Here is a 13,819-nt window from a genome sequence, read left to right as displayed (position 1 = left end):
GCTATTTGACCGTGGCGAGGATCTGGTTGACCTGCTTCTCCGCCGCGGCCAGCAGCGCGTCGACGTCGGCGTCGCGGTCGGTCAGGACCTTGCCCATGGCGGTGTCGAGCACGGCGTAGATCTGCTGGGCGTTCGGCGGCTCCAGCTTGACCGGGATGCGGCTCATCGCCGCGGCGAAGGCGGCGAAGTTCTCGGTGGGGATGGTGGCGTGCTTCTTGGTCGCCGCGAGCAGCTTCTGCTCCGAGGCGCCGGTCCACACATTGGGTTCGGGCAGGCCGACCGGCTGACCTTTGGCCGCGGCCTTGGCGTTGTCGGCGTCGATGCGGTCGGGGTTCTTCTTGAACGTCAGCCAGGCCAGCCCGGCCTTGATCTTCTCCGGGGAGAGCCCGGCCTTGAACATGTAGCCGGAGCCGCCCCCCAGCGTGCCCTTGCCGTCGGGGATGGGGCCGAGGCCGAAGTCGGCGAAAGTGCCCTTGAAGCGGTTGACGATGTTGGCCAGGTCGCCGGTCGAGCCGATGTACATGCCGAGCTTGTCTGTGGCCATCAGCTTGACCAGGTCGTCGTATTCCAGGAGCTGCCGCTGGCCCATCGTGTCGTCGCTCCAGCGCATGTCCTTGAGCTGCTGCAGCACCTGACGGCCCTGGGGACTGTTGAAGGCGGCCTTCCAGCCGTCACCCGACTTGACGGCGACGTCGCCGCCCAGGGAGTAGATCTCGGCGGTGAAGTGCCAGCCGCCGGTGTTGGACTTGCTGTAGTCGCCGTAGCCGACGACGCCGCCGCCCAGTGCGGCGAGCTTCTTGGCCTGCTCGCGGACCTCGGCCCAGGTGGCAGGCGGCTGGGCCGGGTCGAGGCCGGCCTTGGTGAACAGCTTGCGGTTGTAGAGCAGGCCCAGGGAGTAGTTCTCGTCGGGCAGGCCGTACACCTTGCCGTTCTGGTCGGAGAAGACCTGCATCAGGCCGGGCTTGTAGTCCTTGGTGGTGGGGAACTCGCCGAGGTGGGCGCCGATGTCGGAGACCTGGCGCTTGGCGATGAGGTTCTGCGCGTCGGTGAGGTAGACGTAGAAGACGTCCTCTAACTGGCCTCCGGCGATCTTGGCGCTGAAGGTCTGCGGATCCATCAGCCCCTCTTTGGCGTCGATCTTGATGTTCGGGAACTTCGCCTCGAACGCCTTGACGTCGGCCTCGAAGTTGGCCCGGTTGTAGGTGTCCGTCGCCGGGGGCAGGCCGTTGACCGTGACGGTCACGGGGCCGCTCGCGGTCTCCGGCGCCTTCTGCCGGCCGCCGCAGGCGGAGCCGAGCAGAGCGACCCCGATGCCGACCGCGAGCGCTACGCCACGCCTCATGGGAGCTCCCTTCCGTGTACAGCGGTGTTGCCGCCAAACGGTAAACGCCCGCGCAACAGACGTCCAGAGGGAAGCGCAAAAACCTTCGCGACTTACGCAAATTCCTAACAGATCGGCGGAGCGGTGGAAGCCCTGACGATCAGCTCGGGCGCGCACAGGATCTCGTCGGCGTTGACCGCGTGCCCGCGTATCTGCGCCGTGAGGGCGGCCATCGCGGCGGCGCCCATGACCTGGACGGGCTGGCGGATCGTGGTCAGCGGCGGGTCGGTGAAGCCCATGTAGAGCGAGTCGTCGAAGCCCACCACGGACAGGCCGCCGGGCACGTCGAGGCCACGGCGGCGGGCCGCCCTGACCGCGCCCATCGCCAGGGCGTCACTGGCGCAGATCACCGCGGTCACCCCTTCGTCGAGCAGCCGGGCGCCCGCGCTGGTGCCGCCCTCGACGGAGAAGATCGTGTGCGCGACCAGCCGCCGCCAGTCGCCGGGCCGGGCCTGCGCGAACGCGCCCAGCTTGCGGGCCGAGGGCACGTGCCCGGCCGGGCCGGCGATCAGGCCGATCCGCTCATGTCCCAGCGCGGTCAGGTGCGCCAGCGACTGCTCGACGGCCAGCGCGTCGTCCACGCGCACCCGGGGCACGCCCGGGTTCTCGTCGGCCGCGTTGATCAGCACGATCGGCACCTCGCGCTCGCGCAACTCCCGGCCGTGCGCCGCGCCCGCGTCGGCGAAGGAACTGCCGACGAAGACGATGCCCATCAGGTCTTGCTTGAGCAGCATCTCGAGGTAGTTGGCCTCGGAGACCCCGTCGGCGGTCCTGGTGCACAACACCGCGGACAACCCCTGCCTGACCAGCGCCGCCACCAGGACCTCGGCGAACGCCGGGAAGATCGGGTTCTGCAAATCGGGGATGACCAGGCCGACCAGGCCGTGCCGCTGCTCGCGCAGCGCCGCCGGGCGCTCGATGCCGAGCACGTCGAGCGCGGTCAGCACGGCGTCCCTGGTCGCCCGGGCCGTGCCCGGCCGGCCGTACAGGACCCGGCGGACGGTGGTGGGGCTGACTCCGGCGAACCTGGCGACGTCGGCGATTCTGTTGGGCACGCAGACAGCGTACTCACGCTACGCAAGAATCACCATCACTACGCAAAAACTCGACACGTGCGGCTTCCGAGCCGCTTTCGGCGTACGGCTATCGCCTCCGGGCAGGCCGCGCGGTGTCGCAGTCAGCCAGAGAGCCGTTGATCGTGCTCATGTTGCTGCGCGGCGCAAGGGTTTCAGGCGCAGAGAGCGAGCATCTCCCGGAGCGAGACCTTCTCCCGGGCGTCGATGCTGAGCTTCCAGAACCATTTGACCTGGATCCAGGCTCGGGCGTAGGTGCAGTGGAACGACCTGGCCGGTGGCCGCCACCTGGCCGGGCCCAGGCCGCCCTTGGCCTCGTTGATGTCCTGGGTCACCGCCCACAACTCCGGCCGGACGAGATCGTTGGCGAACGCCCGCCGCTTGGCGGTCGTCCACGCCCAGGCCCCGGACCCCCAGGCTTCGTGAAGGCTGACCAGGTGGTCAACGTCCAGGTCGGACGCCCGATGCCGGATCGCGCCGTCGTACGGGGAGCGCCAGGTGCCGGAGACTGCCGCGCAGGACTCATCCCGGACAACGTCCTGGCCGTCGCGTTCCAGCACCATCTCGCGGGTGTCGCAGGCGGCGTCGTACCGGCTCCAATGAGGGAAGAGCGCGCGGTTGTAGCTGCTGTTGTGACTTTCGGGAGCCACGGTGAGCTCGGCCAGCCGGGCTACGGCCGCCGACCGGGAAGGGATGCCGGCCGGGGCAGCGGAGGCGGGCGTGACGGTCAGCGTGAGGGTGGTGAGGATGACGGCGAGCAGGGCGGCCGAACGCGGCATGGGTGTGCCCTTCCGGCTGGCCGGCCGTACGAGGTGATCTCGCAGGGGAAACCAGCAGCCGGTCAGGGATATTGACAACCAGCTTTGCCGATGGGAGTCAGGCGAGTAAACCTGGGATGGCGGGCGACCGAAGGCATGATTCGGCCGCGTCCACGGATGTGGTGCATGAGCCGATCTTCGCGTGATCCTGTGCCTGCGTGGGTGGGTCGCCTGGGATCACTCGCAGGCGGGCTTCGGTCCATCTGACTCAGGGTGCAGGTGCTCAACGAGCACCGAGGACACTGGGTCGGCCGTGCCCATGGCGTGCAGGCGCCGCCCGTCCGCAGCGTCCCAGACCTCAACCCTGCCCTTCTCGCCATCCCCGATCCTGCCGGCGGAGATGATCACGGGCTTACCGTTGAACTGCCCCATGGCCACCGCGGAGACCGAACTGACCACGGTGGACAGGACGCCCCGGCGAGGATCGGCCCAGGCTTGATCCAGCCTCAGATGTTTCACTCAAGGCGAATGCCGTTGCCGCCAGAAGCCGGGAAAGGTCGGGGTTGGTGTCAGCCAGCTCCACACTTTTGGTGGCGACTTTCTGCGAGAGGATGGCCAGCCGCTGGCGCTCGGCGTCGCGGGCCGCGTTTTCGGCGTTCACGGCAACACCGATCGCGGCGAGCAGTGCCAGGGTCAAGGATGTGGCCACGACACCGATGCCCCACCATCTGGCCCGCTTCGCCCGTTCGCGGGCCTGGATACTGGCCTGGAGAAACCGAGCAGAACGCTCAGACAGGGGTGGGAAGCCGGAAGGATCTTCTTCCCATCGCAGCTTCGCCTCCTCGGCCCCGGCCAAGCGGGTCCCCCCATACAGGTAAGAGGGGTCCTCCTGGTGGTCAGCCCAATTCCGGGCCTGGTGATCGAGCTGCTGGCGGGCGAGCAGTACGGCCCGGTTGACATTGATCCATTCACGTAGCCGAGGCCACGCGCGGATCAATGCCTCGTGACTGATTTCGATCGTGTCCGCGCCCACGGTGAGCAGTCGCGCTGCGGCAAAACGGTCCAGCGCCTGCCACGTCTCATGACGCTCGTCCGCGGTTGGCAACAGGTCGTCGAAGGGGATTTTGATGCGGGTGTCATCGGCGCCTTCGCCTAGTTGTACCAACCGTGGCAGAAGCTGACGAATGGCCTGCTGGCCGGGTAAGTGCAGTCCGGCCAGAGTCGCGTCGGCGGGCTTGGCCAGCGCCCGGCTGACGCCCCCGGTCGCCAGATAGCCGCCGACAGTCAGCATGCCGCCCTCTCGGCGCTGCCAGGTGGCCGGCAGCACGTGCGACAGCAAGGGCAATACGCTGCTCGGACCTTTACCGCCCAGGTCAGCGCCGACGTCCTCCAGCAACAGGTCGGCCAAGGCGGGCTGGACAGTGAGTCCCGCCACCCGAGCGGGCTCCTCACCGGGGCTCGGTGGTGATTGCGGAGTTCGTGCCCGCGCGCCGGGCAGCCGGGCATTGCAGTCGCAAGGCGTTGGCGCCGCTGCCGGAGTAAGCGCATCGGTTGGGGATTTGCCCCGAGCCGGTCACCCGGGTTGGCCGGTCATGGTGCCGCGCTGAGGGGATCGTGCAGGTCGGTGGGCGCGGAGTCGTTGTTGTGGGTGGCCTTGGGTTTCTTCAGCAGGAGCGCGAAGAAGGCGCCGATGACGGTGATGGCTCCGGCTGTCAAGCCTGCGGTGCGTATGCCGTCGAGGACCTGGCCGGGTGGTGCGTCGGCGGCGAGGCCGGCGTTGGCGATCGCGACGAGGACGGCGAGGCCGAGCGCGCCGCCGATCTGCTGGCTGGTGGTGGCCAGCGCGGAGGCGACGCCTTCCTCGCCGGTCGCCACGCCGGTGGCGGCTGCGGTGAACATGGTGACGAATGTGCTGCCTGCGGTGAGGCCGTAGAGGACCAGTCCTGGCAGGACAGCCAGGAACGAGCCGCCAACCGACATCCCGGCGGTGAGCACGCCCACGCTGAGGCCGGTGGTCACCATGCCGGTGAACAGGGTGGCGCGGACGCCCCAGCGAGCGATGACCCTCGGCACGATCTGTCCGGCGGCCAGCATCGACGTCAGGGCCAATGGGAGGAAGGCCAGACCGGCCCGCAGCGCGTCGTAACCCAGCACGGTCTGCACGTAGGTGGTGAACAGGTAGTACGTCCCGCCCAGCGAGATCTGGTAGGCGAGGATCACGGCCATCGCCGAGGTCAGGCTGGCATTGCCGAACATATGCAACGGTGCGAGCGGGTTCCTGCCGCGCCACTCGACCAGCACGAACAGGGCTAGGAGCACCACTCCGGCGCCGAGGGCACCCGCCGCACGCGGCGTGGCCCACCCGGCTTCGGGACCGGAGACCAGGCCCAGGACCAGCAGGGTGGAGCCCGCGGTGGCCAGCAGCGCGCCGGGCACGTCGAACCCGCCCGCGCCGTCAGGGCGTGGCACATCGCCGGGGAGCAGGGCGAGGGCGGCCGGTACGGCGAGCAAGGCCAGCGGGACGTTGATGAGCAGGACCCATTCCCAACCCGCGTAGTTGGTGAGCACGCCGCCCAGCAGCGCCCCGGCCGCCAGGCCGAAGCTTCCCGCCGCACCCCACACGCCGAGCGCCCGGTTGCGTGCGGGCCCCTCGGTGAACGCGCTGGTGATCAGCCCGAGTGTCGCCGGGGTCAGCAGCGCACCGCCCAGCCCCTGGACGGCGCGGGCGGCCACCAGCATGCCCGGACCGGTCGCCAGACCGCCCGCCAGCGAGGCGAGCGCATAGATCGCCAGAGCGAGCACGAACATACGCCGCTGTCCGAGCCGATCGACTGCGCGGCCGCCCAGCAGCAGGAACCCGCCAAAACCAACGGCATAGGCGCTGACCACCCACTGCAACGACTGCGCCGTGAAGCCCAGGTCACGGCCGATGGCGGGCAGGGCAACGTAGACGATGTTGTAGTCGACGGCGATGAGGAACTGCGCGAAGGCCAGCAGCACCAGCAGGAGAAGGGGCCGCCGTCGGGCCCCGGAAACGACTTCGGACACAGGTGATCCGTTCCTTAGGAGAATGAACGTGGAGGGGGAGCCGAGCCGGCTCGGACCCACTGTGCCCGGGAGGACCGGAGTACCGTGAGTGGCCAGAATGCCAAGCTGTTGGAGATTCCGGCCATGCATCGCGTCGCCGTCGTCGCCGTTCCTCCGGTCACGACCTTCGACCTGTCCATCCCCGAGCTGGTTTTCGGCCACACGACCGTGGACGGCCGTCCCGGCTACCAGGTGCGCGTCTGCACGCCCGATCCCTCAGGACCCGTCGTCAGCACCAGCAGTCTTGAGGTCATGGTGCCCCACGGCCTGGGGATCATCGATGAGGCCGACACCGTCATCGTCACCGGCACCGGTGCCCGCGAGGACGCCGACCCCCGCGTGTTGTCGGCCCTGCGCCGCGCCGCCGCCGACGGAAAGCGCATCGCCTCCATCTGCACCGGAGCGTTCGTGCTCGCACAGGCCGGACTGCTGGACGGGCGGGGCGCGACCACCTACTGGCTCTACTCCGCGCAACTGTGCCGCCGGTATCCGTCGGTCGACGTCCGCCCCGACGTGCTGTTCGTCGAGGACGGCCCCGTCCTGACCTCGGCCGGCCTGGCCGCCGGCATCGACCTGTGCGTGCATATCGTGCGTACCGACTACGGATCGGCGGTCGCCAACCAGATCGCCCGCCTGACCGTGGTCGCCCCGGTACGTCCGGGCGGACAGGCCCAGTTCATCGAAACGCCGCTGCCTGCCGAGAACGGCCGCTCGCTCGCGAGCACGCGGGAGTGGGCGCTAGAGCGACTCGACGTACCCCTGACCCTCAATGACCTCGCCGAGCACGCCGCCATGAGCGTCCGGACCCTGACGCGCCGGTTCCACGCCGAGACGGGCCTGAGCCCGCTGCAGTGGCTGCTCCACCAACGCCTCGACCGCGCCCGCCAGCTCCTCGAAACCACCCACCTGCCGATCCAGCAGGTCGCCCAACAGAGTGGTCTCGGCACCACCTACACCCTGCGCAACCATCTCCTGAAACGCCTGGGCCTCACACCCAGCGCCTACCGCGCCGCCTTCACCCACCGGCCCGGCTACGAACCCCGCAGGTTGGAGACTCCGGGGGTTCCGGATCGAGTCACGCGGCCGTCCGACCCCAACACCGATTGAGCCCACGTCTGTGCGGCCCTCGACGGCCACGTCCGGGTCCGGGGGTGGACTTCCCGGCCTGGGTGGCCTGGGTGTCGGGTGTCGGGGGTCGTTATCCGAGGCAGGCACGGACGGCGTTGGCCAGGTTCGACACTCGCGGGTCGTCGGGGCGCAGATCCCACAGGTTGGTGACGTAGCCGAAGCCGACACCGGCGTCGGGGTCGGCGAAGCCGATCGAGCCGCCGGAGCCGGGGTGGCCGAACGACCTCGGTCCGAGCATCGGCAGCGGCGGGCAGCCTCGCATGAAGCCGAGCGCCATGTTGAAGGAGCGGTAGGCCGGGATGTCCAGCCCCGGCGGCAGCCCGTGCATGCGCGTCCTGCCGGTCTGCACCGCGATCGCCCGCTCGACCGTGGCCGGTTCGAGCAGCCGCACGCCGTCGACCTCGCTCACCGTGGCGGCATACATCCGAGCCAGCGATCGCGCGTCGGATACTCCGTTGGCGGCCGGGAACTCCGCCGCCCGCCAGGCCCGCGTGCTGTAGTACGCGATCGCGGGGTCGGCCATGTTGTCCAGCGCGCCGCCGAGCGACCCGGCGCGCATCGCCACCGAATCCGGACCCCACCCCGCGCTCATCCACGCGATCACGGTGTCGGCGTCCAGCCCGGTGCTCTTGATCATTCCGGCGGTCAGTTCCTCCACGTCGAGCGGCGCGTTGTCGATACGGGCCAGGCGTGGCTCGTGCTCCTCGGGCAGCCCGATCCAGGTGCTCAGCCCGAGCGGAGCCGCCACCTCCTCGGCGAAGAACGTGCCGAGCGACTTGCCGGAGATCCGGCGCACGACCTCCCCGACCAGGAACCCGTAGGTGACGGCGTGGTAGACGTGCTCGGTGCCCGGCTCCCACAGCGGCGGCTGCGCCTCCAGCGCACGGATGACCGGACCCCAGGCACACGCCTGCTCAAAGGTCAACGGCCCGTCGACAACCGGCAGACCGGCCTGATGCGACAGCAACCAGCGCACCGGGATCCGCTCCTTACCGGCCGCGCCGAACTCCGGCCAATACTCGACCACCGGGGCGTCGAGATCCAGCTCACCACGCTGCGCCAGCATGTGGGCGCAGATCGCGGCAGCCCCCTTGGTCGTGGAGGCGACCCGGACGATGGTGTCCTCGCCCCACGCCCGGTCCGGCTCACGCCCAGCCGGGCCATCCACCTCCCGACCGGCCACACCACCCCACAAGTCGACCACACGGCGGCCGTCCACGTAGACGCAGCACGCCGCACCCAACTCGCCGGGACTGTCGAAGTTCGCGCGGAACGCGTCGGCGACCCTCCCTCAGCCATCCTCGACACCGTACTCATTCGTCCTACTCACCACTGCTGCAATCCCTTCTGAAGATCTGAAACTCACAGAACCGACATTTCCGTGACCATGCACCGGTTCGATTCAGGCTCGTGCGCACGGTCATCGGGGCGTCTGTTCCTGGGCGCGCGTGATGGCCTCGGACAGCTGCTTACGCGCAAGGGCGGGGACATAGCCACCCTCGGTGTACTTATGGACGAACGCCTCAACGAACTCCACCGGGTCCTTGCCGACGACCTCGCGGATCGGCGCCCCATTCGCCGCGGCCTGTTCGAACAGGTCGGCGAGGTCTTCGAACCTCGACGCATCGCTGTCACCGTCGGTCGGCACGAAATGCATCATGTACCGCTCGATCGCTTCGACCGCCGCGCGATAGCTGGGTGGCAGCTGCTCCTTGCGCGCCTTGTACTGCCGCCACCGCAGCTTGGAGCCGATCACCTTTGCGATGACGCCGCCCTTTTCAGCGTTGGACATGGTTACCTGCCTCCTTTGCGGAGCTGTTGGAGCGTCCGTGAGGAGGCTCCGGTTTCTAAAACTCGTCGAGGTGCTCGTATCCCTGAGCGTTGAGGGAGTACACCTTGCGCGGCGGCCCCTTCTCCGACGGGATCTTCCGCACGTCGACGAGGCCGCGCTGTTCGATCCTGACCAGCAGCGCGTAGATGGTGCCCTCGGCGATGCCGGAGAAAGCCCTGATCCCGTGGCGTATGCGGACCGGCCGGACAAGATCGCCAGGACTACACCCCTTCAGCTACTCAGTAATACCAGCTACCGGTAGAACGTAACACTGACTACCGGTATATAGCAACACCGAATAGCAGGGTGGAGGCCGAGACCGTAAGCGTGCGGCTTTGATCAAGGGCTGGCCGGGCGAGATGCCCCGGGACAGGCTGGTCCGGCCCGCGATGGCGTCGGCAAGTGCCCAGCCGGCCTGGGCGAGGGCCAACCGCTGGGGCGGGGTCTTTGCGCAGCCGTCCGGCCAGCAGCCCGGTCGGCGGGCCGGCCTGCACCGCTGCAACAGCTCCTCGCTCACTCCGCAGACGACATCTGCCCCGAGGCGGCGCGCCTGCGGCTTGCCGTACACCACCCCGCCCGCCCGGCACGCGGGGCGGACTGCAGCGCGCATCTCGCCGCCCACCCGCCGACAACGCGGGGCGGCACCACGCCCAGCGGCGGCAGCGCTCGTCCACGACGCCAGTCCTAGGCGCGCTGGGCCGCGCTCACCGTGGTGCAGCACGCACCTCCGCGGATCCGCGGGACGGGCCACCGCATCCTCACCGCTGCCGGCCGGTCTCATCCCGGCTGCAGATGTCTGCGTGATCAGAGAGTGGCGAAGCTCCTGCCCGCCGGGCGCCTTCTCGGCGGTGAGGATGGCCAGGGTGTCGGTCTGGGGCGGGGTCGACCCTGGGGCGGCGGGTGCTACTTCCCAGCTGTGCCGGGTTCCCCCATGATGGATTCCTGATAAAGGTCCGCGTAGGTGCGCGAGTCTTTCACCAGGTCATCGCAGAAGGCCGCGACGTCGTTGCCGATGAGCTCCAGGATTCCCTTGCCGGCCGCCACGCCCTCCTCGAAGAAGTCGACAAGCCGCGGGAGCAGGGAGCCGTCAGCCATCCCGACCGGCCCGACCTTGAAGAAATACCGCTGAATCTCCTGGTAGACGATCTCATAGTCCCGAGGGAGCGCCTTGACCCGGGCCTTGTGCGCCCGCCACTGCCTTTTGCCCTCGATGATGTCCTGGATTCCCATATCAGCCTCCTAGCCGGCCCAGTTTCCTTGCGACGTTCTTGTTCAACTGCTCGCGCCACCGGTCGCGAACGCTCCGGGCTCCTTCATCGCCGACCAGCGCCGCACAGAAGCCCGTGATGTCGTCACCCAGCACCTCGTGGATGCTCTGCCCCTCGGACGCCGTCTCTTCGAGCAGTCCCAGAACACCGTCGAGAATCGGCATCAGATTGCGGCCCGTGAAGTCCCCGTAAGGGGAAAGATGATCCTTGACCTTTTCCCACGCCGCCTGATGATCGGCCGGCAATGCTGCGACCCGGGCTTCGAATGTCTTCCATTCCCTGCTGAGGTCACTACCGGTGATGGTCTCCCAGAAGTTCATTCCCCGCTCTCCTTGAGCTTGTTGATCCGTGATGAGACGTACTCCCATTTCGCCCAGAACGTCGTGAGTTCTTGGCGTCCCGCGTCATTGAGCGCATAGAACCTGCGCGGCGGGCCTTGCGCGGACGGTCGCTTCGTGACCTGGACGAGCCCCTTCTTTTCCAGCCGCAGCAGGATGGTGTACACCGTCCCCTCGATGACGTCGACGAAGCCGAGCTCGTTCAGCCGACGCGTGATGGCATATCCATAGGTCTCCTCGCCGCCGATGATCTCAAGCACACAACCCTCTAGCGTGCCCTTGAGCATCTCCGTCAGGTCCTCCATCCCTGCCCTCCTGACCCACATCGGTACTCCGTGGCACCGAATACCACTATACGGTACCACAAAGTAGCGGAAGCCAGGCGAGCGGCGATCGACCTCGAGGGGAGTTCTCGGACTCGATTCGTCGGAGTAGATGGATCTTCCGCCAGAGGTTGGCCGAGCGTACAAGGTCCTGGTTGACGTGCTCGAGGAAGCGGCTAGCGCCCTGGAGGCGGGCGCCGCCGGGCGTGGCGGCACCCAGCACACTGGCTCCCTGCTCGACGATTTCCGCCAGACCCATGCCCACGCGGGCACTGGCCAACAGCGCCCGATACCAGACGTCATCGTCGATGACGTAGCGGTCGCGTCGCTGCCGAGGGTCGCGCTCGCGCCGGATCAGCGCTTGCCGTTCGAGGTACTGGACGGCCTTCGAGATCGAGGCCGGGCTGACGTGCAGTTGCTGGGCCAGGTCGGCCGAGGTGAGGCTACCCGAGTCGGTGGCGTACAGACAGGCCAGCACCTTGCCCATCATGGGCGGCAGCTTCGCGAGCAACGAGACACCTCAACATTGAGTGAGTAGAAAACGAGATATAGCGTGTCCGTCATTCCAAAACCGAGAAGCAGGTGTTCGTTCATCCATGGAATGGAGGGGAAATGCCACCGTTGATTCCCAGGACAGCGACCCGGATCGCTACCACGCCGTGACCGAGCTGCGCCTTCCCGGCATCATCGCGACGGTCCGCGGCCGCCATGGCACCTGGTCCGGTACGGCAGGCGTGGCCGACACCCGGGCCGGGCGCAAACGCCAGGCGCAGGAGCGCTTCCGCATCGGCAGCATCACCAAGACCTTCACCGCCACGGTGGTGCTGCAACTCGTCGCCGAAGGCGAGCTCAGCCTGGACGACACCGTGGAGACGTGGCTGCCCGGGCTGCTGCGCGGCGACGGCTACGACGGCCGTCTGATCACCATCAAGCAGTTGCTCAACATGACCAGCGGCCTCTTCAATTACGCGCTCGACAAGGAGATGCTGCGCCGGTTCTACACGCCGGCCTTCCTCAAACACCGCTTCGACGCCTACCGCTGTCCCTCTCCCCCGACCCGCAGTCCAAGACCTACGACGTGACCGAGTTCAACCCCTCCGCGGCATGGGCGGCAGGAAGCATGGTCTCCAGCACCGCCGACCTCGACCGCTTCTTCACGGCTCTGCTCGTGGGCAAACTGCTGCCACCGACCCAGCAGCGCCAGATGTTCGACAGCAAAGTGGTCCCCGACGGAAAGTGGACACCCAACAGCACCTACGGCCTCGGCATGTCATCGGTGAAGCCGTCCTGTGGCACCACCGTCTGAGGGATGGGCGGCGCCGTACCCGGCTCCTGGTCCTACGCGTGCGGCAACACCGCCTGACCTCACGTTGACCCTCCACAACGCCGTACCTATCGCGGCGACGACTGCCGGACTCATCCGCGAATATCCCACCGCTCCGGGGACGCTGCCCCTGCCCGGCCCTGCGCAGACGATCGCCGCGGTCGCGGCCGGCTTCGATATCGGGGTGGTGGCCGTGATCATGGGGGTGGCCGGAGGCTAGTTGCTGATCCCACGATCGTGCTGCTCTACTCCGTCGACATCATGACCGCCGGCAGCCTGTCCCCGGTCGTCTCCTTGCCCACCATGCTGATCGCCTTCGCCCGCTGCCGCCGCGACGGCAGCTTCGCCGGTTTGGGCGCCAACCTCCGCTTCGCCGCCGTCATAGTCGCCGACCGGCTCCTGTGCGGCGTAGGTAGTAGCCCGCCGCGAGTCCTGCCTGGCCGCCGCCGATGACGACGACGTCGCTCACGCGGGGACGAGGCCCAGGTCGGCTCGGGCGGGCTCGGTCAGCGGGGTGAACAGGGCGCCCAGCGTGTTCACGGCTTCGGGGATGATGCGGTAGTAGACCCAGGTTCCGCGGCGTTCGCCGTCGATCAGGCCTGCCGTACGCAGGATCTTCAGGTGATGGGAGATGGTGGGCGCGGTCAGGTCGAAGGCGCCGGTCAGGTCGCACACGCAGGCTTCGCCGCCCGCGTGGGAGCCGATCATCGACAGCAGGCGCAGGCGGACGGGGTCGGCGACGGCCTTGAGCATGACCGCCAGGTCCGCGGCCTCGCTCTCCGACAGCGGCTCACGCGCGATCGGGGCGCAGCACTGGATCGTGGTCATACCCGCTCCTTACTTTGAAATCTGTCGAAATTATACGCGATGGTAGGCGACCAGCGCCAAGGCGGCGCTCACACCCGCCAGTGCGATGGCGGCCATCACCCAGGTGTAGCCGACGGCCGGGGCCAGGGCGAACGCACCGAGCGGAGCCAGAGCCTTGTCGGCGACCGAGAAGATCGCGATCCGGCCGGACAGGGTGGCGTAGGCGGCGGTGCCATACCGCTGGACGAGCAGCTGCGGCAGGGCGACGGAGGCGATACCGAAGCCCAGGCCGAACAGCAGCACGCGGCCGATCGCGCCGGGCGCCGACCGGCCGAGGAACGGCAGCAGCATTGCCGCCACGCCCTGCAGAGCGAAGATCACCGCTGCGATGAGGGCGGCGGCGCACGGCCGACCTGACGATCTCGGCGCGTTCCTCGACCGCCTCCGGGCTGCGGGCTGACGCCGGGCGGCTGCGGAGCACGAGGGCGTGCAGAATGATGG

The 13,819-nt window shown here is 68.3% G+C and carries 18 protein-coding genes and 1 pseudogene; 6 read left to right on the top strand and 13 right to left on the bottom strand.

Features of this window, described 5'->3' with window-relative positions; all coding sequences use genetic code 11:
* Nucleotide 1: 1 nt before the first annotated feature.
* From FVE25_RS03715 to FVE25_RS03695, 5 genes are all read right to left on the bottom strand, one after another.
* A complete protein-coding gene (locus FVE25_RS03715; protein WP_157244930.1) occupies nucleotides 2-1,342 on the bottom strand; it encodes an ABC transporter substrate-binding protein in 1,341 nt (446 codons plus the stop codon).
* A 104-nt stretch (nucleotides 1,343-1,446) separates the two neighbouring features.
* Nucleotides 1,447-2,436 carry a LacI family DNA-binding transcriptional regulator gene (locus FVE25_RS03710; RefSeq protein ID WP_157244929.1) on the bottom strand — a complete coding sequence of 330 codons (990 nt, stop codon included), beginning with the start codon at nucleotides 2,434-2,436 and terminating at the stop codon, nucleotides 1,447-1,449.
* A 173-nt stretch (nucleotides 2,437-2,609) separates the two neighbouring features.
* Nucleotides 2,610-3,233, bottom strand: a complete 624-nt coding sequence (locus FVE25_RS03705) for an HNH endonuclease family protein (protein WP_157244928.1) — start codon at nucleotides 3,231-3,233, stop codon at nucleotides 2,610-2,612.
* Nucleotides 3,234-3,624: 391 nt separating this feature from the next.
* Entirely contained in the window at nucleotides 3,625-4,710 is a 1,086-nt protein-coding gene (locus FVE25_RS03700; RefSeq protein ID WP_343046128.1) for an nSTAND1 domain-containing NTPase, read from the bottom strand.
* Between the two features lie 92 nt (nucleotides 4,711-4,802).
* A complete protein-coding gene (locus FVE25_RS03695; RefSeq protein WP_246266586.1) occupies nucleotides 4,803-6,260 on the bottom strand; it encodes an MFS transporter in 1,458 nt (485 codons plus the stop codon).
* A 123-nt stretch (nucleotides 6,261-6,383) separates the two neighbouring features.
* Here FVE25_RS03695 and FVE25_RS03690 point away from each other — a divergent pair, with 123 nt between their 5' ends.
* Nucleotides 6,384-7,406: a GlxA family transcriptional regulator gene (locus FVE25_RS03690; RefSeq protein ID WP_157244925.1), complete on the top strand. Its 1,023-nt coding sequence runs from the start codon at nucleotides 6,384-6,386 to the stop codon at nucleotides 7,404-7,406.
* A gap of 91 nt (nucleotides 7,407-7,497) precedes the next feature.
* Here FVE25_RS03690 and FVE25_RS03685 read toward each other — a convergent pair.
* Nucleotides 7,498-8,688: pseudogene (locus FVE25_RS03685) on the bottom strand (serine hydrolase domain-containing protein); the annotation flags it as partial.
* A 159-nt stretch (nucleotides 8,689-8,847) separates the two neighbouring features.
* On the bottom strand, nucleotides 8,848-9,219 hold the full coding sequence (locus tag FVE25_RS03680) for a DUF1048 domain-containing protein (RefSeq protein ID WP_157244924.1): 372 nt from the start codon (nucleotides 9,217-9,219) through the stop codon (nucleotides 8,848-8,850).
* A 37-nt stretch (nucleotides 9,220-9,256) separates the two neighbouring features.
* Between FVE25_RS03680 and FVE25_RS56940 the strand changes: the two genes are divergently transcribed.
* On the top strand, nucleotides 9,257-9,520 hold the full coding sequence (locus FVE25_RS56940; protein WP_425489470.1) for a hypothetical protein: 264 nt from the start codon (nucleotides 9,257-9,259) through the stop codon (nucleotides 9,518-9,520).
* Nucleotides 9,521-10,161: 641 nt separating this feature from the next.
* Here the strand turns inward: FVE25_RS56940 and FVE25_RS03670 are convergent.
* From FVE25_RS03670 to FVE25_RS03655, 4 genes are read right to left on the bottom strand one after another with little or no spacing between them, the layout of a single operon-like run.
* Nucleotides 10,162-10,488 carry a DUF1048 domain-containing protein gene (locus FVE25_RS03670; protein ID WP_157244923.1) on the bottom strand — a complete coding sequence of 109 codons (327 nt, stop codon included), beginning with the start codon at nucleotides 10,486-10,488 and terminating at the stop codon, nucleotides 10,162-10,164.
* Between the two features lies 1 nt (nucleotide 10,489).
* A complete protein-coding gene (locus FVE25_RS03665) occupies nucleotides 10,490-10,846 on the bottom strand; it encodes a DUF1048 domain-containing protein (protein ID WP_157244922.1) in 357 nt (118 codons plus the stop codon).
* Nucleotides 10,843-11,169 (bottom strand): PadR family transcriptional regulator, encoded by a 327-nt coding sequence (locus FVE25_RS03660; protein ID WP_157244921.1) that lies wholly within the window; start codon nucleotides 11,167-11,169, stop codon nucleotides 10,843-10,845. The genes FVE25_RS03665 and FVE25_RS03660 overlap by 4 nt, the downstream gene beginning before the upstream one ends.
* A 46-nt stretch (nucleotides 11,170-11,215) precedes the next feature.
* Entirely contained in the window at nucleotides 11,216-11,698 is a 483-nt protein-coding gene (locus FVE25_RS03655; protein ID WP_246266582.1) for a MarR family transcriptional regulator, read from the bottom strand.
* 85 nt (nucleotides 11,699-11,783) lie between these two features.
* Here FVE25_RS03655 and FVE25_RS03650 point away from each other — a divergent pair, with 85 nt between their 5' ends.
* From FVE25_RS03650 to FVE25_RS54260, 4 genes are all read left to right on the top strand, one after another.
* Nucleotides 11,784-12,269 carry a serine hydrolase domain-containing protein gene (locus FVE25_RS03650; protein ID WP_157244920.1) on the top strand — a complete coding sequence of 162 codons (486 nt, stop codon included), beginning with the start codon at nucleotides 11,784-11,786 and terminating at the stop codon, nucleotides 12,267-12,269.
* Nucleotides 12,266-12,493, top strand: a complete 228-nt coding sequence (locus FVE25_RS03645; protein ID WP_157244919.1) for a hypothetical protein — start codon at nucleotides 12,266-12,268, stop codon at nucleotides 12,491-12,493. The genes FVE25_RS03650 and FVE25_RS03645 overlap by 4 nt, the downstream gene beginning before the upstream one ends.
* A 64-nt stretch (nucleotides 12,494-12,557) precedes the next feature.
* A complete protein-coding gene (locus FVE25_RS54265) occupies nucleotides 12,558-12,731 on the top strand; it encodes a hypothetical protein (RefSeq protein ID WP_219825283.1) in 174 nt (57 codons plus the stop codon).
* A 17-nt stretch (nucleotides 12,732-12,748) separates the two neighbouring features.
* The gene (locus FVE25_RS54260) at nucleotides 12,749-12,964 is read left to right on the top strand and encodes a hypothetical protein (protein ID WP_219825282.1); all 216 of its coding nucleotides are present in this window, start codon (nucleotides 12,749-12,751) and stop codon (nucleotides 12,962-12,964) included.
* 12 nt (nucleotides 12,965-12,976) lie between these two features.
* Here the strand turns inward: FVE25_RS54260 and FVE25_RS03635 are convergent, their stop codons facing one another.
* Both FVE25_RS03635 and FVE25_RS03630 read right to left on the bottom strand, forming a co-directional pair.
* Nucleotides 12,977-13,339, bottom strand: a complete 363-nt coding sequence (locus FVE25_RS03635) for an ArsR/SmtB family transcription factor (protein ID WP_157244918.1) — start codon at nucleotides 13,337-13,339, stop codon at nucleotides 12,977-12,979.
* Between the two features lie 30 nt (nucleotides 13,340-13,369).
* Nucleotides 13,370-13,699 (bottom strand): hypothetical protein, encoded by a 330-nt coding sequence (locus tag FVE25_RS03630; RefSeq protein WP_157244917.1) that lies wholly within the window; start codon nucleotides 13,697-13,699, stop codon nucleotides 13,370-13,372.
* Nucleotides 13,700-13,819: the final 120 nt, after the last annotated feature.

The sequence above is a fragment of the Nonomuraea typhae genome, assembly GCF_009760925.1.
Classification (GTDB): Bacteria; Actinomycetota; Actinomycetes; order Streptosporangiales; family Streptosporangiaceae; genus Nonomuraea; species Nonomuraea typhae.
This window is presented reverse-complemented; position numbering and strand designations above follow the sequence as displayed.